We start from the raw sequence: 23,638 nt of genomic DNA, 5'->3' as shown, positions 1-23,638 counted from the left end.
TTTTACTAACGCTTAAGTTGCATTCAGTGCTGCCCCTTCGCGCAAGACGGCAGAGACCTGTTCTGTATAGCTTTCTTCATCCGCCACGTGTTGCGAGCCGCGATGTAGAACAATCGGGGCCGACATGAAAAAATGCGCCCGCCCGCCTTTACGCGCCCGCAAAATGACCAGTTTTGGGGGGCGATTTTCGCGCGAGGTCAAGGGAATCACTTGGACGCTGCCGAGCCGGTCCTGACAGGCCTGCAAAAGGTTCGGCAGGCGCTCGATCCGCTGGATGAACGCGGCTTGCCCGCCCGGCTTCAGGCGTTTGGCCGCAACCTCGACCCATGCCGCGAGAGGAAGGGCTTCGCCCCGCCCTGTCTCGCGGTTCAAGATTTTTGCACCTGTGCTCTTGTCGCGCTCGAAAAAGGGCGGATTGGCGAGAACCAAATCAAAGCTCCGATTGCGCAGTTCCGCCGGAAGTGCGGCGATATCGGCGCATTCAATGCGCGCCGTCAGGCCATTTCGTGTGGCATTTTCGCGGGCGAGCTCCGCCAATCCAGGCTGCAGCTCCACGCCCGTCAGTTCCAGATCCGGCACGCGTCGCGCGAGACAATAGAGCGCCGTTCCGACCCCGCAGCCAAGGTCCAGCACGGACGCCCCGGGCTTCGGAGCACAAGCCGCCGCGAGCAACACGGGATCGAGCCCTGCGCGATAGCCGCGCGCGGGCTGCAAAAGCTGCAGCGCGCCGCCCAAAAAGGCATTGTCTGTGGTCTCACCCATCAAGCGCGATATCATGCTCCGTCATGATCGCCCGAGCCCGGAAAAGATCCCGGCGCGTCACCATCAGACGGCGCGGCAAAATACCTATGGATCCTTCCAGGACGCTCATGTTTACGTCGAACTCAAAGCACTCTATATCCTCATCGGCGAGGAGCGCGCGCGCGTAGGCGATGACGGTGATATCATTGGTGCGTAAAAGCTCTTCCATAAGGCTGACTTAAGTATCAAAGACGGGCCTGTCGAGGGCATAGAGGAAGAGAATGGGATTGGACCACGCGCAGACCAAACCACATGACCGTTTGGCGACCGAACTGTCGGAGGATTTGAACGCCGTCGGGACGCTCATCGGTGCGCGCATGGCCTCTGAGCACGCGCCCAGAATTCCCGAGGTGACGAAGCATCTGGTAGATGCGGGCGGCAAGCGCTTGCGTCCCATGCTCACGCTGGCTTGCGCGCGCATGTGTGGCTATGCGGGTGATGACCATATCAAGCTCGCCGCGACCGTGGAGTTCATCCATACAGCGACCCTACTGCATGACGACGTTGTGGACGAAAGCGCACAGCGCCGCGGGCGCCCGACGGCCAATCTGCTGTGGGACAACAAGAGCTCCGTCCTTGTGGGCGACTATCTCTTTGCCCGCGCGTTCCAGTTGATGGTCGAGACAGGCAATCTGCGCGTGCTGGACATCCTGTCCAATGCAGCGGCCACGATTGCCGAGGGTGAGGTCCTGCAACTCACGGCGGCCCAGAACCTCGCCACGACAGAAGACATCTACCGGCAGGTGGTTCGCGGAAAAACCGCGGCGCTGTTCTCCGCTGCGACCGAAGTTGGCGGCGTTATTGCCGGGCGCCCCGATGCGGAGGTGCAAGCGCTCTTTGACTACGGCGACGCCTTGGGCATTGCCTTCCAGATTGTCGACGACCTGCTCGATTACTGGGGCTCTGACGCCACCGGCAAGAACATCGGTGATGATTTCCGCGAACGCAAACTCACGCTGCCCGTGATCAAAGCCGTCGCTCTGGCCGACGCGGACGAACGCGCCTTCTGGCAGCGCACGATAGAGAAAGGCGATCAGCGCGATGGCGATCTTGAGGAGGCCCTGCGCCTGCTCAATGCCCATGGCACGCTGGAAGCCACACGCCTTGAAGCGCTCAGCTGGATCGACACGGCCCGCACAGCCTTGGCCACCCTGCCCGATCATCCGATCCGCACCATGCTAGACGATCTCGCGGATTACGTTGTGGCCCGCGTGAACTGACCGCTCAGGCCTTACCGCAACACGCTCGCCGTCACCCACCAGTTTGGATGGCGCGTCCGGAGGCGCTCTGCTGCGGCGGATGCCGCGGGGCCATCGGAATACAGGCCAAAGCAGGTTGCGCCTGAGCCTGACATGCGCGCGAGCTCTGCATCCTTGAGCGCGTCAAGACATGTCGCGATGACCGGAGCGCAGGCCATGGCCGGCGCTTGCAAATCGTTGCGCTGCGCCTTGAGCCACGCCAAATCAACACCATCGTCCGGCAGATCAGCCAGCGGCGCATTCTGCCGCGACGCAAGCGCGCGGAAGACATTGGGCGTCGGCACATCAACGCCAGGATTGACCAAAACCGCATGAAACTCAGCGCTCTTCACAGGCGCCACGATCTCACCAATGCCGGACATACGCGCAGAGCGCGACAGCAGGCAGACCGGCACGTCCGCGCCCAGTAGCGCAGCATCGCCTGTAAACCGACGCTCAAACAGCGCCTCCATCGCTCGCAAGACCGCCGCCGCATCGGCGGAGCCCCCGCCAATCCCGGCGGCATGGGGCAAGGCTTTCGTCAATCGGATCGAGACGGGCGCGCCAAACGCCTCAGCCGCGCGCCAACACAGATTGCGCGCATCCGTGGGCACGCCATCTGCAAAGGGGCCGTCAACGATCAGCTCCATGTCCTGAGCGGGACAAACTTCGAGCGTATCGTGAGCGTCCCGGGCAAAAACCACGTGAGAATCGAGCAGATGATAGCCATCTGCGCGCTTGCCCGTCACATGCAGCGCCAGATTGATCTTGGCTGGCGCCACAACCCGGATGGTCGGGATCACTCGGAATTGGCCACTTGCAATGGTGGCAGGCCATCTTCCGCCAGAACCTGATCAAGCCCAACCTCAAGTTTGCGGCGAATACGCTCGGGATCAGCCTCACCATGATCGTCACGGTCAATGAAACTCAAAGCGCGGTTCCACTGGAAACGGGCCTCAAGCTTGCGGCCCACGGCCCAGTAGACATCGCCCAGATGATCGTTGACGACCGGGTCAATCGGCATGAGTTCTGTGGCGCGCTCCATATGTGGCACGGCCTCTTCATAGCGGCCCAACCGGAACAGCACCCAGCCGAGACTGTCCACGATATACCCACTGTCGGGCCGCGCGGCGACCGCGCGTTCAATCATGTCCAGCGCTTCATCCAGCTTGATCTTTTTCTCGACGAGTGAATAGCCAAGGTAATTCAGCACCTGCGGCTGGTCGGGGTTCAGCTCCAGTGCCTTGCGGAAATCCGCTTCAGCCAGCGGCCAGTTGTCCAGCCGCTCATGGCTGATGGCCCGGGCAAAATAGACGAACCATTGTCCACGGCTCGCGGGCGTTCCATAGATCTCGATGGACCGGTCATACGCCTCGACGGCCTCCTCGAAACGCTTCTCCTGCCGCAGGATATCGCCCAGCGTTGTGTGCACCGTCGGCAAACCCTCGTGGGAGGCGGCCAGCGTACGCAAGGCCAGAATGGCGCCCTCGACATCGCCCCCCTCGCGCATCGCGGCCGCGCGCCCCATGGCCGCGGCGTGGTAGGCGGGATGATCGAGCGGGACGTGTTCATAGGCTTCCGTGGCCAGCTCGAACTCGTCGAGTTGTTCCAGCAGCCTTGCGGACAGCAGGATGGCATCGACATGATCCTCGCGTAGGAACTCCGCGACGCGCGTATAAAGCAGCGTGTAGTCATTCGCCGCTTCACCCTCGAGCGCGATGGCAATGGTATAGAACACCTCGGCCATGCCATCTCGTGGGCTTGTGATCGTCGTGAACGGAACGGTCTCCCCTGCCTCGAGCGCATCCCGCAGAGCGGCCAATCCGGGGTCGAGGCGCGTGGTGAACATATCATTGAGGAGCGCAACCGCATCGTCATTGCGATCCAGCTGGCTAAGTATCATGGCATGGGCCATCACGGCGCGGCGCGTGGCTTGCGCGGCTCCGAACTCACCTTCCAGCAGGGCAACCGCGCTTTCGAAATCACCCACGGAGGCCAGGGCCAGAGCCTTGTGGTAATCGGCGAACCCGCGCAACCCGCGCTGTTCGCCAACCGCGTCGAAGGCCGCCAACGAGGCCGTCATGTCGCCCCGGCCCAATTCGGCCCAGCCAAGCGCCAATCCATCGACCAACGGACCGACATCTTCACCCGCTTCCAAACGCTCGATCAGCAGGTCAAATTCTTCGTCCCTCGCGGCCACGGCCATGCGCGCCATGTGGGCGACCTGGCTTTCAAAACCTTTCTTGATCAGCTCATCGGCAAACAGGCCCGCGCGCTCAAAACCGCCCAGCGACATGTGCGATGCGGTCACGGCTTCCATCAAAGGCGCGCTGCTGCGGTCCTCCGCGAAGGCCAGCTCGTAATAGCGCACAGCGGAGCGAAAATCCGTGTTGAAACTGGCGTGGCGCGCAGCGAGATAAGGTCCGGACACGCCCGCGCTTGCGGGCGGTGTGGTCAGGCTGAGGATCAGGCCCAGGATCGGGGCAAAAGCGGCGACAGGGCGAAAAATCATGCGGGGCAACAAGGGTCTCCGTTGTGGTTTCCTGCACGCTAGCGACTTGGGCCTGCACGGGCAACATTTTGCTGATCACATGTTCACCAAGTCGTGACCCTTGACGTGCCCCCAACCCGCGCGCGGTCAAGAAAAAAGGGCGCCGGAGCGCCCTTTTTCCTCACATATTCGGGTAGTTCGGCCCATCGCCGCCCTGCGGTGTGACCCAGGTGATGTTCTGGCTGGGATCCTTGATATCGCAGGTTTTGCAATGCACGCAATTCTGGAAGTTGATGACGAAGCGCGCATCGCTGCCCTCGTCTTCCACCACCTCATAGACGCCTGCAGGGCAATAGCGCTGCGCGGGTTCCGCGTATTTCGGCAGGTTGATCGAAATCGGAACGGAAGCATCCTTGAGCTGCAAATGCGCAGGCTGGCTTTCCTCGTGATTTGTGGCTGAGAAGCTGACGTTGGTCAGCCGATCAAAGGACAGGGTACCGTCAGGTTTGGGATAATCAATCGGCTCAAACCTGGACGCCTCGCCCGTAGCCTCCGCGTCGCTTTTGCCATGGCCGATTGTGCCAAAGAGCGAAAAGCCGAAGGAATTGGTCCACATATCGAGGCCACCAGCCATGAGAGACGCCACAAGACCATATTTGGACCAGAGCGGCTTCACATTCCGCACCTTCTTGAGGTCCTTGCCGATCGCGCCTTCGCGCACTTCCGCCTCATAGTCTGTGAGCTCATCGCCAGCGCGATCCGCCTTGATCGCGTCAAACGCGGCTTCTGCAGCGGCCTTGCCCGAGAGCATCGCGTTGTGGTTGCCCTTGATGCGCGGGACATTGACCATGCCCACCGAGCATCCCAGAAGCGCCACACCGGGCGCGACCATCTTGGGCATAGATTGATAGCCGCCCTCAGAGATCGCCCGCGCGCCATACGCCACGCGTTTGCCGCCCTTGAGAAGCTCGGCCACCATCGGATGATGCTTGAAGCGCTGGAACTCCATATAGGGATAAAGATGCGGGTTCTCGTAGTTTAGGTGCACCACAAAGCCCACGTAGACCTGATTGTTATCAAGGTGATAGATGAACGACCCGCCGCCCGCATTGGAGCCCAGCGGCCAACCCATCGTGTGGGTTACGGAGCCTTCGCGGTGCTTCTCGGGGTCAATCTCCCAGATCTCCTTCATGCCGAGCCCGAATTTCTGCGGCTCTTTCCCGGCTTGCAGGTCGTACTTTGCAATCACTTCCTTGGCGAGCGAGCCGCGCACGCCCTCGGAGAGGAACACATACTTGCCATGCAGCTCCATGCCCGGCTCGGTATCTGGCCCGTAAGAGCCATCCGCTTCCAGCCCGAACACACCTGCCACAACGCCTTTGACCTCGCCGTTCTCGCCGTAGACGAGCTCAGAGCAGGCCATGCCGGGGAAGATCTCGACGCCAAGCTCTTCCGCCTGCTCCGCCATCCAACGGCAGACGTTCCCCATGGAGACAATGTAGTTGCCATGGTTGCTCATCAGTTTGGGCATGGGAAAATTGGGGATGCGCATGGCACCCGCCTCGCCCAGCATGAAGAAATTGTCATCCTTCACAGGAACCGTCAGCGGCGCGCCTTTTTCCTTCCAATCGGGGATCAGCGCGTCGAGCCCGCAAGGATCAAGCACCGCGCCTGAAAGGATATGCGCGCCTACTTCCGAGCCTTTTTCGAGCACGACCACATTCAGGTCGGCATCCAGTTGTTTGAGACGGATCGCAGCCGACAGGCCCGCAGGCCCCGCCCCCACGATCACAACATCATATTCCATCGCCTCGCGTTCGATCTCGCTCATCGCTGGTCCTTCCCGAATTGGCGCAACAAGGTTCGCGTCTGATTGCCGAAAGTTAGCGCGCAGGTCAATCAAGCCGCCGCGTCAAAACAGCACAAAGCGTCGCCTGAACCGGTCTGTGCTGCCTTCCCGGGCAGGCGATAGCGGTAACGCCGTTCCCCTGCGCGCGCTGATGCCAAGTGAGTCCTGCATGTCACCCTTTGCAACTAACGCGGCAGGATTGGGCGAAATCCGTTGGTGTGCTTTTTCCAGATCGATACGTTTTTGCAAAAAATGAAGTGGAGGCACCCCGACATGCACATGATCTATATGATGCGGCACTCGTTTTTTGGTCAATCCGGCTGGCGCTCCAGGGCCAGCCTGGATCCCGATCTGCTCTTTGATCCCGAGCGCCTCGATACGCGGGCCGCGTTCATGGAAACCATGTCACTGGCGTCGTTGCGCGATCAGGCGGACCGGGATTTCGATTTGGTCGTCCTGTCCTCCACGCTGATGCCCGAGCGGTACCAGACGCGACTGAAGGAATTGTGCGGAGATATGCTGGGCCAGCGCGCGCATGTGATCTTTCGCGGGCCGGACAAGGCAGGCAATTGGTTTCAGCTCTACCGGCGCAATACGTTTCGCCGCCATGACACGTCGTGCCAGATTGTTCTGGATGATGACGATGCGGTGGCGGTGAATTTCACGGGCACGTTGCGGATGGAGGCCGAAGCGTCTGTGGGGCTGCTGCGCCCGGGCTTGCCTGATTATGTGTTCCTCTCTCACCCCCGCGGTGTCTCCGCGGAATTTGATCAAGGGCATGTGCGTCTGACACATCGGCTTGTTCCGGCCACAAACCTTGGATTGGCCATGGTCACGCCCACGCGCTCACGCCGCAATCCCTACTACGTCGCCCACAAGAAAATTCTTGAACGCCGCCCGGTTCGGGTCATCTATTCGCACGAGCCCCAATATATCCGCGCAGTTCACGCCTCAAACGACAGTCGCGCGATTGTCGGGACAGATCGTGTAGATGTTGAAGACAGGGCCATGATGCTGGAGGCCTTTCCCCTCTTGCGAGACTTGCCCGTGGAATGGACACCGGGGCAAGCCGCCCCTGCGCCGCTTCCCAATACCGAGGATGTGCAGGACGCAGCCGTGCGGGAAAGGCGCGTGGCCTAGTTCGCATCAGCGCCCCATCCAGCCGCCATCAACAAGCATCACGTGACCATGCATATAGCTGGCCGCGTCTGACGCGAGGAACACGGCTGGGCCCGCGAAATCGACCGGGCGGCCCCAGCGGCCCGCCGGAATACGCTCCAATATCGCCTTGGAGCGCACAGGATCGTTGCGCAACGCTTCGGTATTATCGGTATCGATATAGCCCGGTGCAATCGCGTTCACATTCACGCCCTTGCCCGCCCACTCATTGGCAAAGGCCATTGTGAGCTGGCCGATCCCGCCTTTGGAGGCGGCATAGCCTGGCACGGTGATGCCGCCCTGAAAGGTCAAAAGCGAGGCCGTGAAGATCACCTTCCCCGATCCACGCGCCACCATCGTGGCCCCGATATCGCGCGTCAGGACAAACTGGGCGTTGAGATTGACCTCAATGACCTTGTCCCACATCTCATCAGGATGCTCGGCCGCGGGGGTGCGCAGGATCGTGCCCGCGTTGTTGATCAGAATGTCGATCTGGGGGTGCCTGGCCCGGACCTCTTCAGAGAAAGCGCGGACGGCAGCCCGGTCAGAAAAATCGCAGGCATAGCCCGTAAACTCCCGTCCCAAAGCGCGGACCTCTTGGCCCACTTCGGACCCCTCGGTCTCCAGCGTTGCGCTGACACCGATGATATCGGCCCCAGCCTCCGCCAGCGCGACAGCCATGCCGCGACCGATCCCGCGCTTGGCGCCCGTAACCAGCGCCGTTTTGCCATCAAGGCGGAATGTGTCCAGAACTGCCATATCAAACGCCCTCGCCTACACGGATCATGGATTTCATTGCATTGGGGTTTTGGGTGAGGCTCTCGAAGGCGGCCTGAATGTCGTCCAGCCCCTGAATATCTGTGATGAAGGCCTCACAATCGACGACACCTTTGGCAAGAAGCGCCATTGCACCGACGTAATCCTCCGGGCGATAGACGCGCGCGCCAATGAGCTCCAACTCGCGCCAGAAGAACTGGAACATGTCGATCTGAGGCTTGCTGGCATGGATCGCAACCATAACAATGCGCCCCCGCGTGGCCGCCGCCGCCGTCATAAGATCGACGCCGGGCTGGCTGCCGGAGACTTCAAAGACCACATCGGCCCCTTTGCCGCCTGTGCGTTCATGCATGGCCTTGGCGACATCACTGACCTTGGGGTTCATCGTCTCAAAGCCGATCTTTTGCGCGAAGGCCAAACGGTTCTCATTGATCTCGGAGATCACCACGTTGGCCCCGGCCTCCCGCGCGACCATGGCCACGAGCATCCCGATGGGCCCGCCGCCGATCACGAGGACATCCTCGCCCGGTTTGACCTGCGCCCGGTCAACGTCATGGACGGCCACGGCGAGAGGTTCGATCAAGGCCGCGTGGCTGAGATCCAGCTCCTCGGGCAGCACGTGAATGGTGTGGGCAGGAACGTTCCATTTCTGCTGAAACGCGCCATCGCTGTCGATCCCGATGAACTTCAGGTTATGGCAAATATGCTCATGGCCCGCGTTGCACGCCGGGCAATCGCCGCAATGATCCAAAGGGCGCACAACGATAGGCTGACCGGCGGCCAAGCCCGTGACCCCCTCCCCGACAGCCGCGATCCGGCCAGACATTTCATGGCCAATCGTGCGTTCAAACCCCACACGCGCATCCATATGGCCCAGATAGATATGCAGATCGGTCCCGCAAATCCCGCAATAGGCCACGTCGATCTGGACCTGGCCGGGCCCCGGCGCGTCGCAGGTTGCCGTTCCAACGGAGAATGTCTTGTCGCCGCGGTAGACGGCTGCTTGATGCGTCATTGAGATGTCCTTTACTTGGTCAGCAGATTGGCCGCTTCCAGCTTGCCCCAATCAAATGTCACGCCGATGCCGGGCACGTCGGGCGCCACGGCCAATTGATCTTCGACCACGAGCGGGCGCGTGGTGTATGTATCGATGGGAAAGGAATGCACCTCGATCCATCCCGGATTGGGCCGCGCGGACACGAGTGAGACATGCAGCTCCTGCATCCCATGCGAACAGATCGGGATGCCATGGCTCGCGGAGCGTTCGGCCACTTGCAAAAAGCCTGTGACGCCGCCGCAATTGGAGGCATCAGGCTGGATATAGGATAGCTTGGCCTGAGCGAACGCATATTCGAACTCGTGGATCGTATGGAGGTTCTCGCCCATGGCAAGCGGCATCCCCGTAGCTTCGGCAATGCGGCCAAATCCTGCGTAGTCGTCAGGGATCGTGGGCTCTTCGAACCACAGCAGGTCATAGGGCGCAAACGCGCGCGCGGCCTCGATGGCCTGTTCCACACTCAGCGAATAATTCGCATCCACCATGAAAGCCACGTCCGGCCCGATCAGATCACGCACAGCCGCCACACGCGCCACATCATCCGCGCGACCGACCTTGATCTTCACGCCGTTGAACCCACGCTCCAGATAACCCTCGACGCTGGCGAGCAGCTTGGGCAACTCAAAGCCCAGATCAATGCCGCCGCAGTAGGCCTTGCACCTGTCGGCATGGCCGCCCGCCATTTTCCACAAAGGCTGGCCCGTGCGCTTGCCGCGCAGATCCCAAAGGGCAATATCAATGGACGAGATCGCGAAAGAGGCCACGCCGCCGCGCGCCACGTAATGCACATGCCATTGCATCGCCTCGTAAAGCGCCTCGACGTCCTGCGCGTCCTGACCCAGCAGGAACGGCACCAGATCATGCTCGATCATCGCCTTGATCGCATGCCCGCCCTTGCCGCCGGTATAGCTGTACCCCGTGCCAACCGAGCCATCGTCCAGATGCACGCTTGCGGTGATCAGCTCGAAGAAATGGTGGTCTCCATGTTTGGCATCCACCAGCACCTCCGCCAGCGGGATGTGAAACAGGCGCGTGTCAACGGATGTTATCTTTGGCATGTGTCCCCCCGTGGCGGCACTTAACCGCGCGTGCACGCAGAATGCCACATGAAATTTCGGCGGCGACCCTTACTGCGCCGGGCCTGTCGCTGCTGGCTTGAGGCGAAAGATCAAGGGTAGGATCACGACGATCAGCAAGGCGCCCAGCAGGTAGGGCGCGCCGGGAACGTAGGCCCCGCCCTCATCCACAAAACTCTGAAACACCCATGTCAGACACAAAGGCGCAGCCACGGCCGCCACCGAGGAGAGCGATGCAATAACGCCATGGACCAGCCCCTGCGCGTCATCGCCGACGCGATTGGCGGCAAAGGCCGTCATCAAGGGCGGCGCCATATCCGACAATGCAGCAATCGGCAGAAGAATGGCCACCGCCAGAACAGATGTCGCAAGGCCAAAGCCCACCATGCCAATCAACGCCGCGATCGTTGCAATGATGAGCGTGCGGTAATCGCCCAGCCGCTTGGTCATTTGAGGCAAGATCCCGGCCTGCACCAGCGCAATCAGCACGCCGTAAGCCGACAATGTCAGACCAATGGTCACGCCCGTCCAGCCAAACACCTCCCGCCCCCAAAACGCCCAGAGCGTCGGATAAACCATGTTGGCAAACTCGAACACGAAGATACAGATCAGCGGGATGGCGAGGCCCGGCATGGCAAAGGCGCGCCAGATCGTTGCAAAGGGATTGAGATCGCGCCGCCCAAAGGGGCGTCTGTTCTCCTCTTTGAGTGATTCCGGCAGAACGAAAAGGCCAAACGCCACGTTGAGCGCTGCGAGCCCGGCGGCGATCCAGAAGGGCGCTGTGATATGCAGGCCGGAGGCCAATCCGCCCAAAGCCGGGCCCAGAACGAAGCCGATCCCGAAAGCTGCGCCGATCATACCGAAACTCGCCGCGCGCTCCTCCGGTTTCGCAATGTCGGAGATATAGGCGCTCGCGGTGATATAGGTGGCCCCTGCAAGCCCCGCGAGAATCCGCCCCACCAGCAAGACCCAATAGGTCTGCGCGAGAGCCATGATGACATAATCAATCGTCAGCGTCACAAGCGCTGCGATCAACACGGGCTTGCGCCCGTATGCGTCCGAAAGGCTGCCCACAACAGGCCCGACCAGGAACATCGCCGCTGCATAGGCCGACATCATGAGCCCGCCCCAGAACGCCCCTTCCGCCGTTGATCCTGCGCCCACGCGCACCATCAGGTCAGGCATGATCGGAAAGACGATCCCGACGCCAATGGCATCAATCATCAATGTGGCGAGGATAAAGAGGAAGGGGCCGGTGAGTTTCATGGCGCCACACCACACGCGAATGCAGCGCGCCGCAAGCGCTAACTTTCTATCGCGCAGCGGCGCACTCAGGCGTTGAAAATCAGCGGAGGACGGCCACATCTCTCGAGGAGGCGCGGAGGCCCCTGTGACCACAGTGATTTTTGATACCGATTGTGTGTTGTGCTCCTCATGGGTGCATTTCCTGCTGCGCCACGAGCGTGATCAGTCCATGCGGTTCGTCTCCGCGTGGTCCGATGAGGGCCAAAGCCTCGCCGCGCAGTGGGGCCTGTCCGCTGACGATCTGGACGATACATTTCTGGTCGTGGCCAACGGCCGGGCTCTCACGCGGTCAGATGCCGGTCTGGCGCTTCTCGCGCAACTGCGCGCGCCATGGCATTGGGCGCGGGCTTTGCGGATCATCCCCCGCCCCTTGCGCGACTGGATCTATGATCGCCTGGCCCGCAACCGCTACCAATGGTTCGGCCGTAAACCAGAGTGCTTTGTGCCTCCTCCCGAGGCTGCCCACCGTTTCGTCTCCGCCCCCGCGCGGCCACGCTAACGCTTTGAAGCCTGCATCTGACCGCCTGACAGATCCGTCGACATCGCTGGCGCGCGACACAGATTATTATAGAATAGGTGGCGGAGACGAAGGGATTCGAACCCTCGAGACGGTTTCCCGCCTACTCCCTTAGCAGGGGAGCGCCTTCGACCACTCGGCCACGTCTCCGCCGACGGGTCTAACAGCACAAGCCCGCAAAGAACAAGGCCAAATCATGCAGAAAATGCTTAGCTTCGATTGCGTTTGGGTTTCGCAGCCACAACGTTGAAAAAGAGCGGACAATTCGTCATTTGGCCGGACACTGGACTGACGACGTACGTCTGGCAACACGCTGCTCATGCAGGGCTGCGTGCCGGATCTGACGATAGCGTGCGCACGCAACACGCACCCTGCGGCAAGCGCCGATTACGCGTTGAAGAGGAAATGGATAACGTCGCCGTCCTTGACTTCATAGGCCTTCCCCTCCGCCCGCAACTTGCCGGCATCGCGCGCGGGCTGTTCGCCGCCCAATTCGACGTAATCGTCGTAGGCCACCGTTTCGGCACGAATGAAGCCTTTCTCGAAATCACCATGAATGACCCCGGCGGCTTGTGGCGCCAGCATGCCATTGCGAATGGTCCAGGCCCGGGCTTCTTTTGGGCCGACGGTAAAGTAGGTCATCAGCCCGAGGAGTTCGTACCCTGCACGGATCAGGCGATCCAGGCCGGGTTCAGACAAGCCCATTTCCTCCAGAAACATCTCTGCTTCATCGGGCTCCAGCTGGCTGATTTCCTCCTCAATCTGGGCGGAAATGACAACGTGGGCTGCGCCCTGCGCCTCTGCCATCTCTGCAACTTTTTGAGAGAAGGCGTTTCCTTCGCTCGCACTGCCTTCATCGACGTTGCAGACGTAGAGAATGGGCTTGGAGGTCAAAAGTTGGAGCATCTTCCAAGGCTTGGAATCTTCATCGCTGACCTCAACCAAACGCGCGGGCTTGCCATCTTCCAGCATCGCCTGTGCGGCGGCAAGCAAACGGTCTTGTGCCATGGCTTCTTTGTCATTGCCTTTGAGCTTGCGCACGAGCCCAGCGCGGCGCTTTTCGATGCTCTCGAGATCGGCGAGCATCAACTCGGTTTCGATGGTTTCAGCATCTGCGACGGGATCGACGCGCCCTTCAACATGGGTGACATCGCCATCTTCAAAGCATCGCAAAACATGGGCAATGGCATCAACTTCCCGAATATTCGCGAGGAACTGATTGCCGAGCCCCTCTCCTTTGGATGCCCCTTTCACGAGGCCCGCGATGTCCACGAATGTCATCCGGGTGGGGATGATCTGTTTCGAAGCCGCAATGTCCGCCAGAGTGTTGAGCCGCGCGTCAGGGACGGCCACATCGCCAACGTTGGGCTCGATCGTGCAAAAGGGGAAATTGGCTGCTTGCGCAGCGGCCGTTTTTGTCAGCGCATTGAACAGAGTCGATTTGCCCACGTTCGGCAAGCCGACAATACCCATCTTAAAGCCCATAGTTCGCCTCCGCAAAAAACTGCGAGTTCCCTAGTGCCGCACCGGGCCAAGTGCAAGCATCGCTTTCGGATAGCGGGCATGTCGCGGGGTGCGGGAAGGCATTGCCAATGCCGATCAAATTGGGCACATCACCCCGAGCTGAGATGGAGGAACCACTGATGAGCCGTATTGACGCAAAATTTGCGGAGTTGGCCGCGCAAAACCGCAAGGCCTTCGTGTCCTACATCATGGCGGGCGATCCTGATTTCGAGACCTCCCTGGAGCTCGTCCGCGGGCTGCCTGAGGCGGGCGTTGATGTCATCGAATTGGGTCTGCCGTTCACGGATCCCATGGCGGATGGGCCTACAATCCAGCTCGCAGGTCAGCGCGCTTTGGAAGCCGGGATGACACTGAAGCGCACCCTCGATCTGGCGCGCGCGTTTCGGGAGGAAGACGACACGACGCCGATTGTCCTGATGGGCTATTACAACCCGATCTATTCCCACGGCGTTGATCGTTTTCTGACGGACGCAAAGGCCGCTGGCATTGATGGATTGATCGTTGTCGATCTGCCTCCCGAAGAAGACGATGAATTGTGCCTGCCCGCGCAAGCCGCCGGGCTGAACTTTATACGGTTGGCAACGCCCACAACCGACGACAAGCGCCTGCCCCGGGTTTTGCAGAACACATCGGGCTTTGTGTACTACGTCTCCATCACCGGGATCACGGGCGCTGCGGCGGCGCAATCGGCCGATGTTGCACCGGAAGTTGCACGGATCAAAAGCGCGACGGATCTCCCTGTGATCGTGGGGTTTGGCATTCGCACACCTGAAAACGCACGTGACATCGCGAGCATTGCAGACGGCTGCGTCGTTGGCTCAGCTATCGTTGCGGAATTGGCCAAGGGCCAGTCCGTTGCAGAGGTTTTGGCATTTGTTGCTGGCCTGGCGGGCGGCGCTCACGAAGCGTGATCTGAAAGCAGACGCACCATTTCGGACACAAGAGCCTCCCGTTTCACCGGTTTTGGCACATGGCCCTGCACACCGGCACGGGCGTATTGCTCGACCTGATGCGCCATGACATTGGCCGTGAGAGCGATGACGGGCACGGGGGGATTGCCCTGAAGCGACAAGCCTTCGCGTATGCGATCTGCTGCTTCGAGCCCATCCATCACCGGCATGTTGATGTCCATCAGGACAATGTCTGCGGGATTTTCAAAAAACGCGTCAACAGCGGCCTGGCCGTTGTCGACCATCCTCAAGTCAACATCATACCGCTTGAGCAGCAGCGCCAGAACTTTCTGGTTTGTGCGATTATCCTCGGCGGCCAGAATGCGCCAGCGTTTTGAGGCGAAGAATTCTTCGCCCGTCTGACCAAGGTTTTTTGGCTCTGCCGATATGTCCGCAACCGGGGAGACGCGAAAGGTTGCCGTGAACTGCGCGCCACCGCTGCGGGACGGCGAAAATGTGAGGTCGCCCCCCATCCGGCGACAAATATGGTGCGAAATGGCAAGGCCCAGTCCGGTTCCGCCTTCCAGCTGTTGCGGCGTGTCGCCCAATTGTTGATAGGGTTGAAACAAATGCGCTTGTTTGTGCTCTGGTATGCCGGATCCCGTATCACTGACCTCCACGTTTAGAAGGTCAGCCTTCATTGCGACACTGATGCAAATCTCACCTTCATTCGTGAACTTCAACGCATTGGACAAGAGGTTGGACAGCACCTGCCGGATACGAGACGAATCCGCGCGGATGACTTGAGGCAGGTCCGGCGCGTAGCTTTCTGTCAGAACCAGATCACGTTTCGTGGTTTGTGCGCGAAACAACTTCACCACGTCCTCGACAAGATCTCGAATGTCAAAATCGACGGCTTCAATGCTGAGCTCTGCGACTTCGATTTTTGTGATATCGAGAACATCACTCACAATCCGCGTCAAAACGTGGCCGGCAGAAACAATCGTATCGACCATGTCACGCTGCGGATCTTCAAGCTTCGTTTCGGTCAGCGCCGATGCCATGCCCAGCACGGCATTCATCGGCGTGCGAATCTCGTGGCTGACCTTGGCCAGAAAGGCGGACTTTGCGGCATTGGCCGTCTCCGCCTTTGTTTTTTCACGCCTCAAGGCGCGCGCGGTTTGCGAGAGGGAGGCCGCCTTTTCCTGCAACGCGATGTTTGCCTCATAGAGTTCGAGACTTTTTGCTTCCAGCAATTGCTCAGCCTGCAGACGCGCTGCACGCTCACGCTCATACCGGCGCCGGGACACCTGAGCACTCGTGGTATCTGATTGTTGGAAAGTCATGCCACTATGAGAAGTCCCTCAAATCGCAATCGTGAAATGCGCCACCGTTTCCGCATCAGTTGATGCATCTGCAACCGAGACCTCGGATTTTTCATCAAAATATTCGAGACATCCGCAAATGAGACCATGGCAGAAGTGCTTGAGAGGGCGCGCCGACCGATAGGTCATTTTCAACACGGAGGGCTGCAGACGCTCCGTTTCAAACGTGGGCAACTCAACATCATCGTAGAGTTTACGCACCTCTTTGTGCACCTCGCCTTCAATCGATTCCAGCATGTCGAAAGCAGTATGTTTGCCCGCATACATGGCCGGATACGCATCTACAAAATGCGCGTGCATCCATTTGCCAAACGCAAATTGCAGGTCAGGAACAGACGTGCCTGTCTTCTTTGAAATCGCGCCGACGATGCCCATGAGCTCGGAGCAGGGATACCAACCGACCGATGTGTAAACGCCGCCATGGGGCAGATCCATCTCATCGAGAATGTCGTCCACCGCGTCTTCACCTATGACATTTTCAGCCATACGCAGAAGTTCCGTAAACACGATACCTTTCAAAACCCGCCTCCTGAACAGCGCACTCAGGAGCGCAAACTGTCATCCGCGTGTGAAAATCCCTTTAACGCACACATGCGGCGCTTCGTCCGCTATCAGGCATTGCCCCCAGCACCTCATATTGGTAAAAGAACTTAACCAATATGGCCGCGAGGAAAGAAAATGACGGTTATCACTTGCATTGACGATCTGAAACGTCTGCACAAACGGCGCGCGCCGAAAATGTTCTTCGATTACTGCGAGAGTGGCAGCTGGACAGAACAGACTTTTCGCGAAAACACATCGGATTTTGACAAGCTCCGGCTGCGCCAGCGGGTTGCCGTTGACATGACCAACCGCTCTACCACCTCACAGCTCATCGGAGAGGATGTCTCGATGCCCGTGGCCCTGGCACCCGTGGGTATCACAGGGATGCAGCATTATGATGGTGAAATTCTGGCGGCAAAAGCGGCGGAAAAGTTTGGCGTCCCCTTTACCCTGTCGACCATGTCTATCTGCTCGATTGAAGACGTTGCGGCCCATACCAAATCGCCCTTCTGGTTTCAGCTCTACACAATGAAAGACGAGGATTATCTGCGTCGGCTGATCGAGCGCGCGAAAGCGGCCAAGTGCTCTGCGCTTGTTATCACGCTTGATCTGCAAATCCTCGGTCAACGTCACAAGGATCTCAAGAACGGTCTCTCGGCACCCCCCAAGCTGACACTGGCCTCGATGATCGACCTTGCATTTCGCTGGCGTTGGGGCATGGGGATGCTGTCAACCAAACGCCGTACCTTCGGCAATATCATTGGCCATGTGGACAATATCAAAGACCCGTCTTCGCTTAGCGCCTGGACCGCGGAGCAGTTTGATCCGGCCCTCGATTGGAAAAAGGTCGAGCGGATCAAGGAGATGTGGGGCGGCAAGGTCATCCTGAAGGGCATTCTCGATGCTGAGGATGCCAAAATGGCCGCGAAAGTGGGGGCCGATGCGATCATCGTGTCCAACCATGGTGGCCGTCAGCTGGATGGCGCAATCTCATCGATCCGCGCTTTGCCCTCCATTGTGGAGGCAGTGGGCGATCAGGTGGAAATCCATCTCGATAGCGGGATCCGCTCCGGTCAGGACGTGCTCAAAGCCGTCGCAATGGGCGCGAAAGGCACGATGATCGGGCGCGCTTATATCTACGGTCTTGGTGCGATGGGCCAGCAAGGGGTCACGAAGGCGCTGGAAGTCATTCGCAACGAGCTTGATGTCTCCATGGCGCTTTGTGGCAAACGGGATATCAAGGATGTCGGGCGTGACATTCTTCTGGTGCCAGAGGATTTCGAAGGGCGCTGGCAGGCCAGCTGACGCATAGCTCAGGATGTGATCGGGATATGAGGCGCCATCTCTCGCGGCAGCAGCCCATGCAGCCGCGGGTCTGGCATGATCTCGACCTCTTGCCGGACCGGGGCAAATCCTGACCGGCGATAAAACCCGAGCGCTTGTGGGCTATCGAGCGTGCAGGTGTGCAGATGGAAGCGTGAGATATCGCGCGCAAAGGCGCGGTTGATGCCAAATGATATCAAGGCGCGCCCGGCTCCGCGCCCAATGGCTGAAGGCGCCAAACCAAAGAGCGCCAATTCACAGGCGCCCGCTTGACGAAAGTCCAACTCCAGCACGCCGACATCGCGCCCGTCGCGGCGCAAAACCCATGGCTCCACCTCAGGGTGGGTCAGCAAAGCACTGAGCTTTTCATCCGCCATCCAGAGGCGCGAATTCCAGAGCCATTGCGCCCCAATTTCCCGGAAGAGCGCACGGTACTGGGCCAAATCAGGCGCATCCATCAAAACAATTTCCAGACCTGAGGGCACCCTGACCTCCGGTGCGGGCACAGGCTGCGACGTCATCTCCAGATGCGTCACCACGGTCGCGATATGGCCCGCCGGCACGTCGAGAAAGGTCGAGTCACGCATGAGCTTGCCTCCTGTCATACCGATAGAGCGCGGGCACAAAGACCAGCAGAACGCCCGCCAGACACAATCCGATCACGCTGAAGGAGGCCGCCAGACCAAACGCTTCCGCCAAAAGGCCCATCATCGGGGGGCCAATGAAAAAGCCTGCATATCCAATGACGGAAATCCGGGCGATGGCATGGGTGCGCGCGCGCTCGGAGACCCGTGTTCCCACGTAAGCGTAGGCCATGGGCGCGATCACCGAGATCCCGCCGCCCAGCAGGGCGAAGCCCAGATAGGCCATGTTCAGGCTGCTGGCAGACGCGGCAATAAAAGCGCCGAGGGCAGACATTGCCGCAGTGACAGCAATGACACTCAAAGGGGCGAGCCTCTGGACAACGGCCTGACCGGTCATGCGGCCTATGCCCATGGTCAAACCGAGGATTGCAGGGCCAAAGGCCCCTTCCGCCGCGCCTGCCCCCAGATTGCGTTCCAGATGCAACGCCGACCAACCTTCGGTCGCCTGCTCGGACATGAATGCCACAAGGATGACAACGCCTCCCAGCCACAAAAGTGCGGATGGCGCACGCGCAGCGCCTTCATCCTCCCCATGGCTGTCGCGCATCCGATCCTGCGCCACGATGTAGCACAGCAGGCAGGACAAAACGCCCAGAAACCCGAAGATCAGAACGGGAGGCCAGCCAGCTTCCCGCGCAAACCCGGCAACCAGAGCCGCGAACGCATAGGCAAAGCTGAACATCGCATGAGCAAAGTTCATCAAGGGGCGCTTGCGCTCGGCCTCGATGGAGGACAGGCGCGCGTTCATGATCACGTCCAGCGAGCCGGAGGTCGCCGAACACAGCATCATGGCCAGCGCAAACACCCAGACGGACAAAACAATCCCCGGCAACAGAAAAGACCCCGCCAGCAAGAGCGCCAGAACCAACATGGCACGCGCGCCAAAACGGGCGTCGAACCGTGGCGCAAGCCACATGGCGGCGACAGCGCCGATAGCGGCCACGAACATGGCAAGACCAAAATCCGCATCCCCCGCCCCGATCCGGGCCTTGATCAAAGGCACTTGCCCCGCAAAGCCGCCCCAGGCAAATCCATTGACCATGAAGGCGGCCAAGGTGGCGCGAGCCGCGCGTATGTCATCGCGAGAAATCATCTCGCAGCGGTGCCAGTTTTTGCCCTGCCCCACAATAGGGGCAGACGCGCTTGCGATGAGAAAATCGAGCCGTTTGCACACACACACCTTGCAAAGGTGCGCAGGCTGGCGTATGCGCGCGGCTCGTAGCGGGGATACAGCCTTGGAGGATCCCTGCGCATCTAAACATATGGAGTTTCAAAATGGCTGGTGAGATCCCTGATCTTCACGCCCAGGAACGTACGGGGACAGGCAAGGGCGCCGCTCGTCAAGCGCGCCGCGATGGCCTCGTTCCTGGTATTGTTTTTGGTGGCGAAGCAGACCCGCTTCCGATCAACCTTCCCTTCAACGAGCTGTTCAAGCGCCTGAAAAGCGGTCGCTTCAAGTCGACGCTCTTCAACCTGAAGGTCGAAGGCCACGAGGACGTGCGCGTTATCTGCCGCGACGTGCAGCGCGATGTTGTCAAAGACTTGCCCACACACGTGGACCTCATGCGCCTGCGTCGGACATCGAAGGTCAATCTCTTCATCCCCGTCGAATTCCTCAACGAGGACATCGCACCGGGCATCAAGAAAGGCGGCGTTCTGACGGTTGTCCGCCCCGAGGTTGAGCTTGTTGTGACCGCCGGTGACATCCCCGAGAAGATCACAGTTGATCTCGACGGCCTCAATGTCGGCGACACAATCACGATCTCCAGCGTTGAGCTGCCCGCCGGCGCGACGCCGACGATTGATCGTGACTTCGTGATTGCCAATATCTCCGCGCCTTCCGGCCTGAAATCGGCTGAGAACGAAGAAGGCGACGGCGACGAGGCTGCGGCGGATGACGCGGCAGAAGCCACAGAAGAATAAGATCGCAGTTGCGATCTTGAGATAGAAGCGCCCCGGTTCTCGAGCAGGACCGGGGCGCTTTTCTTTTGAGGCGTCGCCCGCTGCGTGCCTGCCTCTTGCACCTGCCCGCACAATCCCGCATCCCTTGCACAGCAAGGAGGGCACCATGATCATCTTCGTAGGCCTCGGCAATCCCGGCGGCAAATACGCGCGCAACCGGCACAATATCGGCTTTATGGCCCTGGACCGGATCGCCCAAGATCACGGCTTTGCCCCATGGCGCGCGAAATTTCAGGGTCAGGTCAGCGAAGGGCGTTTGGGACGCCAAAAGGTCCTCTTGCTCAAACCCGAAACCTTCATGAACCGCTCCGGCCAGGCTGTGGGCGAGATGATGCGGTTCTACAAACTCAGCTCCGATGATGTGACCGTCTTTCATGACGAGCTTGATCTGGCACCGGGGAAATGCCGGGTGAAGTCTGGCGGTGGTCACGCCGGGCACAATGGGCTGCGCTCAATCCATGGCCATATCGGCGAGAGCTACCGACGCGTGCGCCTCGGCATCGGCCACCCCGGACGCAAAGAGGCCGTGCCCGGCTACGTGCTGCACGACTTTCCCCGCGCCGATGACGACTGGCTTTTGCCGCTTCTGGATGGAATTTCAGATGGGGCCGCGCATTTGGCAGAGGGCGATAACGGCAAATTCCAGAATGCCGTCGCCCTGCGCGTCGCCCCTCCGCGCAGTTCGAATACCACAGCCAAGGCAGAGGCCAAGAAACAGGCCGATGCTGCGTCCTCAACGCGCGTTGAGGACAAGACAAGTGAGGAGGCGCCCGCCCGCTCGCCCCTGCAAAAGCTGATGGACAAGTTCAAGTGAACGGGCTGCGGGAAGCCTTTGCTGAACAGGCTGGCCATTGTACCGGGCTGGAATCGCCGTTCATGGGCCGCCTGATGTCGCTCTGCGCCAAACACTGGCCGGATGCAGGCACTGTTGCTGACCGCGCCAACAATTGGCAGGGAGATATTGGCCCGAAGTCCATCTCCCTGCCCTTGCGTATTGCCGGCGGGCTGCACGCTCTGGTGCTGACCGAACAGGCCCCGGCTCTTGCCGCATGTTATCCGCCAGAGGAGGTCGCGGACGAGGCGCTTTGGCGCGCAGTCACATCGGCGCTGCAGGCGCACGCGGATTTCCTGCTCGACTGGATCGAAAGCCCTCCGCAGACTAACGAGGTCCGGCGCGCGACAGCGCTTATCCCGGTCGCTCATATGCTGGCCGCTCGGTTTGACATGCCGCTGCGCCTGTCCGAGGTTGGTGCAAGCGGCGGTTTGAACCTGAATTTCGATCAGTTTCAACTGCGCACCGGTCTGGAGTGTTTTGGGCCCGAGAGCGATGTGCGCCTCACGCCGGAATGGTCGGGACCATGCCCCAAACCCGCAAATGTGCAGGTGGCGGAGCGGCGCGGCGTTGATCTCAACCCGCTGAACCCTGCAGAACCGGACGACGCGCTGCGCCTGCTTGCCTATCTCTGGCCGGATCAGGCGGATCGTATGGCGCGCACCCGCGCAGCGATTGCCTTGCCCCCGGCTCCAGTGGACCGAGCGGATGCCATTGACTGGCTGCCCGATCGCCTCACACCGACACCCGGCCAGCTGCGCTTCGTGTATTCAACAATTGCGTGGCAGTACCTCCCGGAGGCTCGGCGCGCGGAAGGTCAGGCACTGATTGAGCGCGCGGGGCAAAGCGCCAGCGATCACAGCCCTCTCGCATGGGTTCGAATGGAGGCAGACGCCTCACAAGATGGCGCGGCGTTGACCCTGAAGCTCTGGCCGGGCGATCATGATCTGGCTCTGGCGCGTGTCGATTTTCACGGCAGATGGATCAAGTGGATCGGCCCGGTCACGCTGCCTTGATACGCTGGCCTGCAGCACGATCAAGATCGGTCCGAGCCAACAGCTACGGCACGAGAAAGGACAACATCATGCGCGGCGTTCTCAAAGGGCTCTTGCGGGTCAGCCTGCTGCTGGCGCTGGCCATGGCTGCGGTTGCGCTGTGGAAAAAGGACGACATCACCCGCCTGATGGCGGTCAATTCGCTCTTCGATGCGGATCGGATTGTGGAGAATTTCTCCCATATGGACCGGGCCTTTTTGACCAAACCGGTCCCACTGGAAGATGCGCCAATTTTTGAGCTACCCGAGGGGCCGCAAATGCCCCTGCCCGAGGGCGTGCAGGAATGGATCACGGAGCGAAGCGTGACATCGCTCGTCGTGTTGCAGGGGGGCCAGCTTGTCCATGAAAGCTATCACCTCGGCACCGGGCCTGATGACAGGCGCATTTCGTGGTCTGTGGCGAAAAGCTGGCTCTCGCTTTTGCTGGGGCAATTGCTGGCTGAAGGTGTGATCCCCTCCATCGATGTCGCTGTGAGCGACTATATCCCCGGCCACCAAAGCTCCGCCTACGACGGTGTCACGCTGCGACAGACCTTGCAGATGATGTCTGGCGTGGCGTTTGATGAAGATTACCTCGACCGCAACAGCGACATCAACCGCATGGGGCGGGCGATTGCCCTTGGGGGCACACTTGACGGCTTTGCCCAAGGGCTGACGGAGCGGCGCGCCGCACCCGGCGAAAGCTGGCAATATACCTCCATCGACACCCATGTTGTGGGCCAGGTCATTCGCTCCGCGACGGGCCGCACGATCCCGGAGCTGCTTTCGGAACGCCTCTTTCAGCCCATGGGGCTGGAGGCTGAGCCCTACTATCTCACCGATGGTGAAGGGGTGGCATTTGTCCTTGGTGGGTTGAACATGACAACGCGGGACTATGCGCGCATGGGGTTGCTGATCGCGCAAGAGGGCAAGTGGCGCGGCGAACCGTTGGTCCCGGCCGATTGGATCGCCCAGTCCATCGAAGCCTCTGCACCCACGCCGCCGGGCCAGAAGGGCTTTGGATACCACTGGTGGATCCCGCTCGGTGCCCGCCCCGGCGAGGTCGCCGCGCGCGGCATCTACGGCCAGTATGTCTGGATTGATCAAACCCGCGGTATCGTCATTGCTTCAAATGCCGCGGACAGGGCGTTTCGGGACGCAGGTATCGACGCCGCGAACATTGAGATGTTCCGCAAGATCGCTACATCACTTGAGACCAAAGACTGAAGGATG

Annotated in this window: 23 protein-coding genes and 1 tRNA gene; 9 read left to right on the top strand and 15 right to left on the bottom strand. The window is 60.2% G+C overall.

All coding sequences use genetic code 11. From position 1 onward, the window contains the following. Window positions 1-12: 12 nt before the first annotated feature. Both ACP15S_RS02270 and ACP15S_RS02265 read right to left on the bottom strand, forming a co-directional pair. Window positions 13-762, bottom strand: a complete 750-nt coding sequence (locus tag ACP15S_RS02270) for a tRNA1(Val) (adenine(37)-N6)-methyltransferase (protein WP_425037953.1) — start codon at window positions 760-762, stop codon at window positions 13-15. Continuing rightward, entirely contained in the window at window positions 755-970 is a 216-nt protein-coding gene (locus ACP15S_RS02265) for a DUF2007 domain-containing protein (protein WP_425037952.1), read from the bottom strand. The genes ACP15S_RS02270 and ACP15S_RS02265 overlap by 8 nt, the downstream gene beginning before the upstream one ends. Window positions 971-1,022: 52 nt before the next feature. Between ACP15S_RS02265 and ACP15S_RS02260 the strand changes: the two genes are divergently transcribed. After that, window positions 1,023-2,021: a polyprenyl synthetase family protein gene (locus tag ACP15S_RS02260; protein ID WP_425037951.1), complete on the top strand. Its 999-nt coding sequence runs from the start codon at window positions 1,023-1,025 to the stop codon at window positions 2,019-2,021. Window positions 2,022-2,032: 11 nt separating this feature from the next. Here ACP15S_RS02260 and ACP15S_RS02255 read toward each other — a convergent pair whose 3' ends face one another. The 3 genes from ACP15S_RS02255 to ACP15S_RS02245 form a co-directional block, all read right to left on the bottom strand. Next, window positions 2,033-2,839, bottom strand: coding sequence for a 4-(cytidine 5'-diphospho)-2-C-methyl-D-erythritol kinase (locus tag ACP15S_RS02255; RefSeq protein WP_425039637.1), 807 nt, complete (start codon window positions 2,837-2,839; stop codon window positions 2,033-2,035). Further along, entirely contained in the window at window positions 2,839-4,551 is a 1,713-nt protein-coding gene (locus ACP15S_RS02250; protein ID WP_425039636.1) for a tetratricopeptide repeat protein, read from the bottom strand. Before ACP15S_RS02250 ends, ACP15S_RS02255 begins: the two co-directional genes overlap by 1 nt. Window positions 4,552-4,711: 160 nt before the next feature. Beyond that, window positions 4,712-6,361 (bottom strand): electron transfer flavoprotein-ubiquinone oxidoreductase, encoded by a 1,650-nt coding sequence (locus tag ACP15S_RS02245; RefSeq protein WP_425037950.1) that lies wholly within the window; start codon window positions 6,359-6,361, stop codon window positions 4,712-4,714. A 297-nt stretch (window positions 6,362-6,658) separates the two neighbouring features. On the opposite strand from ACP15S_RS02245, the gene ACP15S_RS02240 reads away from it, so the two are divergent. Next, on the top strand, window positions 6,659-7,519 hold the full coding sequence (locus ACP15S_RS02240) for a glycosyltransferase (protein ID WP_425037949.1): 861 nt from the start codon (window positions 6,659-6,661) through the stop codon (window positions 7,517-7,519). A gap of 6 nt (window positions 7,520-7,525) precedes the next feature. On the opposite strand, the gene ACP15S_RS02235 is transcribed toward ACP15S_RS02240, so the two are convergent. The 4 genes from ACP15S_RS02235 to ACP15S_RS02220 form a co-directional block, all read right to left on the bottom strand. Next, window positions 7,526-8,296: an SDR family NAD(P)-dependent oxidoreductase gene (locus ACP15S_RS02235; RefSeq protein WP_425037948.1), complete on the bottom strand. Its 771-nt coding sequence runs from the start codon at window positions 8,294-8,296 to the stop codon at window positions 7,526-7,528. Between the two features lies 1 nt (window position 8,297). Further along, complete coding sequence (locus ACP15S_RS02230) at window positions 8,298-9,329, bottom strand: zinc-dependent alcohol dehydrogenase (protein ID WP_425037947.1); 1,032 nt, start codon at window positions 9,327-9,329, stop codon at window positions 8,298-8,300. An 11-nt stretch (window positions 9,330-9,340) separates the two neighbouring features. Continuing rightward, entirely contained in the window at window positions 9,341-10,429 is a 1,089-nt protein-coding gene (locus tag ACP15S_RS02225) for a mandelate racemase/muconate lactonizing enzyme family protein (protein WP_425037946.1), read from the bottom strand. A 69-nt stretch (window positions 10,430-10,498) separates the two neighbouring features. Beyond that, window positions 10,499-11,713: an MFS transporter gene (locus tag ACP15S_RS02220; RefSeq protein ID WP_425037945.1), complete on the bottom strand. Its 1,215-nt coding sequence runs from the start codon at window positions 11,711-11,713 to the stop codon at window positions 10,499-10,501. A gap of 124 nt (window positions 11,714-11,837) precedes the next feature. Here ACP15S_RS02220 and ACP15S_RS02215 point away from each other — a divergent pair, with 124 nt between their 5' ends. Then, entirely contained in the window at window positions 11,838-12,251 is a 414-nt protein-coding gene (locus ACP15S_RS02215; protein ID WP_425037944.1) for a thiol-disulfide oxidoreductase DCC family protein, read from the top strand. Window positions 12,252-12,329: 78 nt separating this feature from the next. On the opposite strand, the gene ACP15S_RS02210 is transcribed toward ACP15S_RS02215, so the two are convergent. Together ACP15S_RS02210 and ychF are read right to left on the bottom strand one after the other, a co-directional pair. Beyond that, window positions 12,330-12,419 (bottom strand) — tRNA-Ser (locus ACP15S_RS02210). Window positions 12,420-12,656: 237 nt separating this feature from the next. Then, the gene (gene ychF, locus ACP15S_RS02205; protein ID WP_425037943.1) at window positions 12,657-13,754 is read right to left on the bottom strand and encodes a redox-regulated ATPase YchF; all 1,098 of its coding nucleotides are present in this window, start codon (window positions 13,752-13,754) and stop codon (window positions 12,657-12,659) included. Between the two features lie 158 nt (window positions 13,755-13,912). Here ychF and trpA point away from each other — a divergent pair, with 158 nt between their 5' ends. Then, complete coding sequence (gene trpA, locus ACP15S_RS02200; protein WP_425037942.1) at window positions 13,913-14,704, top strand: tryptophan synthase subunit alpha; 792 nt, start codon at window positions 13,913-13,915, stop codon at window positions 14,702-14,704. Here the strand turns inward: trpA and ACP15S_RS02195 are convergent. Together ACP15S_RS02195 and ACP15S_RS02190 are read right to left on the bottom strand one after the other, a co-directional pair. Further along, on the bottom strand, window positions 14,692-16,029 hold the full coding sequence (locus ACP15S_RS02195; RefSeq protein ID WP_425037941.1) for an ATP-binding protein: 1,338 nt from the start codon (window positions 16,027-16,029) through the stop codon (window positions 14,692-14,694). The two genes, trpA and ACP15S_RS02195, sit on opposite strands and share 13 nt — an antisense overlap. Before the next feature lie 18 nt (window positions 16,030-16,047). After that, complete coding sequence (locus ACP15S_RS02190) at window positions 16,048-16,587, bottom strand: heme NO-binding domain-containing protein (protein ID WP_425037940.1); 540 nt, start codon at window positions 16,585-16,587, stop codon at window positions 16,048-16,050. Window positions 16,588-16,746: 159 nt separating this feature from the next. Here ACP15S_RS02190 and ACP15S_RS02185 point away from each other — a divergent pair, with 159 nt between their 5' ends. Beyond that, the gene (locus ACP15S_RS02185) at window positions 16,747-17,916 is read left to right on the top strand and encodes an alpha-hydroxy acid oxidase (RefSeq protein ID WP_425037939.1); all 1,170 of its coding nucleotides are present in this window, start codon (window positions 16,747-16,749) and stop codon (window positions 17,914-17,916) included. Window positions 17,917-17,924: 8 nt separating this feature from the next. Here ACP15S_RS02185 and ACP15S_RS02180 read toward each other — a convergent pair whose 3' ends face one another. Both ACP15S_RS02180 and ACP15S_RS02175 read right to left on the bottom strand, forming a co-directional pair. Further along, window positions 17,925-18,521 carry a GNAT family N-acetyltransferase gene (locus ACP15S_RS02180; protein WP_425037938.1) on the bottom strand — a complete coding sequence of 199 codons (597 nt, stop codon included), beginning with the start codon at window positions 18,519-18,521 and terminating at the stop codon, window positions 17,925-17,927. Further along, entirely contained in the window at window positions 18,514-19,671 is a 1,158-nt protein-coding gene (locus ACP15S_RS02175; protein WP_425037937.1) for an MFS transporter, read from the bottom strand. Before ACP15S_RS02175 ends, ACP15S_RS02180 begins: the two co-directional genes overlap by 8 nt. A gap of 182 nt (window positions 19,672-19,853) precedes the next feature. Here ACP15S_RS02175 and ACP15S_RS02170 point away from each other — a divergent pair, with 182 nt between their 5' ends. The 4 genes from ACP15S_RS02170 (at window position 19,854) to ACP15S_RS02155 (ending at window position 23,632) form a co-directional block, all read left to right on the top strand. After that, the gene (locus ACP15S_RS02170; protein ID WP_425037936.1) at window positions 19,854-20,501 is read left to right on the top strand and encodes a 50S ribosomal protein L25/general stress protein Ctc; all 648 of its coding nucleotides are present in this window, start codon (window positions 19,854-19,856) and stop codon (window positions 20,499-20,501) included. A 145-nt stretch (window positions 20,502-20,646) separates the two neighbouring features. Further along, on the top strand, window positions 20,647-21,354 hold the full coding sequence (gene pth, locus ACP15S_RS02165) for an aminoacyl-tRNA hydrolase (RefSeq protein WP_425037935.1): 708 nt from the start codon (window positions 20,647-20,649) through the stop codon (window positions 21,352-21,354). Beyond that, window positions 21,351-22,388: a DUF2332 domain-containing protein gene (locus ACP15S_RS02160; protein WP_425037934.1), complete on the top strand. Its 1,038-nt coding sequence runs from the start codon at window positions 21,351-21,353 to the stop codon at window positions 22,386-22,388. Before pth ends, ACP15S_RS02160 begins: the two co-directional genes overlap by 4 nt. Window positions 22,389-22,456: 68 nt before the next feature. Next, window positions 22,457-23,632, top strand: coding sequence for a serine hydrolase domain-containing protein (locus ACP15S_RS02155; RefSeq protein WP_425037933.1), 1,176 nt, complete (start codon window positions 22,457-22,459; stop codon window positions 23,630-23,632). Window positions 23,633-23,638: the final 6 nt, after the last annotated feature.

The sequence above is a fragment of the Primorskyibacter sp. S187A genome (genome assembly GCF_049800955.1).
GTDB lineage: Bacteria > Pseudomonadota > Alphaproteobacteria > Rhodobacterales > Rhodobacteraceae > JAKVBH01.
This window is presented reverse-complemented; position numbering and strand designations above follow the sequence as displayed.

Excerpts from the sequence above, each read along its gene's own strand:
- ACP15S_RS02270 (WP_425037953.1), bottom strand. The coding sequence starts at position 762 with ATGGGTGAGACCACAGACAATGCCTTTTTGGGCGGCGCGCTGCAGCTT.
- ACP15S_RS02265 (WP_425037952.1), bottom strand. The coding sequence starts at position 970 with ATGGAAGAGCTTTTACGCACCAATGATATCACCGTCATCGCCTACGCG.
- ACP15S_RS02260 (WP_425037951.1), top strand. The coding sequence starts at position 1,023 with ATGGGATTGGACCACGCGCAGACCAAACCACATGACCGTTTGGCGACC.
- ACP15S_RS02250 (WP_425039636.1), bottom strand. The coding sequence starts at position 4,551 with ATGATTTTTCGCCCTGTCGCCGCTTTTGCCCCGATCCTGGGCCTGATC.
- ACP15S_RS02245 (WP_425037950.1), bottom strand. The coding sequence starts at position 6,361 with ATGAGCGAGATCGAACGCGAGGCGATGGAATATGATGTTGTGATCGTG.
- ACP15S_RS02240 (WP_425037949.1), top strand. The coding sequence starts at position 6,659 with ATGATCTATATGATGCGGCACTCGTTTTTTGGTCAATCCGGCTGGCGC.
- ACP15S_RS02235 (WP_425037948.1), bottom strand. The coding sequence starts at position 8,296 with ATGGCAGTTCTGGACACATTCCGCCTTGATGGCAAAACGGCGCTGGTT.
- ACP15S_RS02230 (WP_425037947.1), bottom strand. The coding sequence starts at position 9,329 with ATGACGCATCAAGCAGCCGTCTACCGCGGCGACAAGACATTCTCCGTT.
- ACP15S_RS02225 (WP_425037946.1), bottom strand. The coding sequence starts at position 10,429 with ATGCCAAAGATAACATCCGTTGACACGCGCCTGTTTCACATCCCGCTG.
- ACP15S_RS02220 (WP_425037945.1), bottom strand. The coding sequence starts at position 11,713 with ATGAAACTCACCGGCCCCTTCCTCTTTATCCTCGCCACATTGATGATT.
- ychF (WP_425037943.1), bottom strand. The coding sequence starts at position 13,754 with ATGGGCTTTAAGATGGGTATTGTCGGCTTGCCGAACGTGGGCAAATCG.
- trpA (WP_425037942.1), top strand. The coding sequence starts at position 13,913 with ATGAGCCGTATTGACGCAAAATTTGCGGAGTTGGCCGCGCAAAACCGC.
- ACP15S_RS02195 (WP_425037941.1), bottom strand. The coding sequence starts at position 16,029 with ATGACTTTCCAACAATCAGATACCACGAGTGCTCAGGTGTCCCGGCGC.
- ACP15S_RS02185 (WP_425037939.1), top strand. The coding sequence starts at position 16,747 with ATGACGGTTATCACTTGCATTGACGATCTGAAACGTCTGCACAAACGG.
- ACP15S_RS02180 (WP_425037938.1), bottom strand. The coding sequence starts at position 18,521 with ATGCGTGACTCGACCTTTCTCGACGTGCCGGCGGGCCATATCGCGACC.
- ACP15S_RS02175 (WP_425037937.1), bottom strand. The coding sequence starts at position 19,671 with ATGATTTCTCGCGATGACATACGCGCGGCTCGCGCCACCTTGGCCGCC.
- ACP15S_RS02170 (WP_425037936.1), top strand. The coding sequence starts at position 19,854 with ATGGCTGGTGAGATCCCTGATCTTCACGCCCAGGAACGTACGGGGACA.
- pth (WP_425037935.1), top strand. The coding sequence starts at position 20,647 with ATGATCATCTTCGTAGGCCTCGGCAATCCCGGCGGCAAATACGCGCGC.
- ACP15S_RS02155 (WP_425037933.1), top strand. The coding sequence starts at position 22,457 with ATGCGCGGCGTTCTCAAAGGGCTCTTGCGGGTCAGCCTGCTGCTGGCG.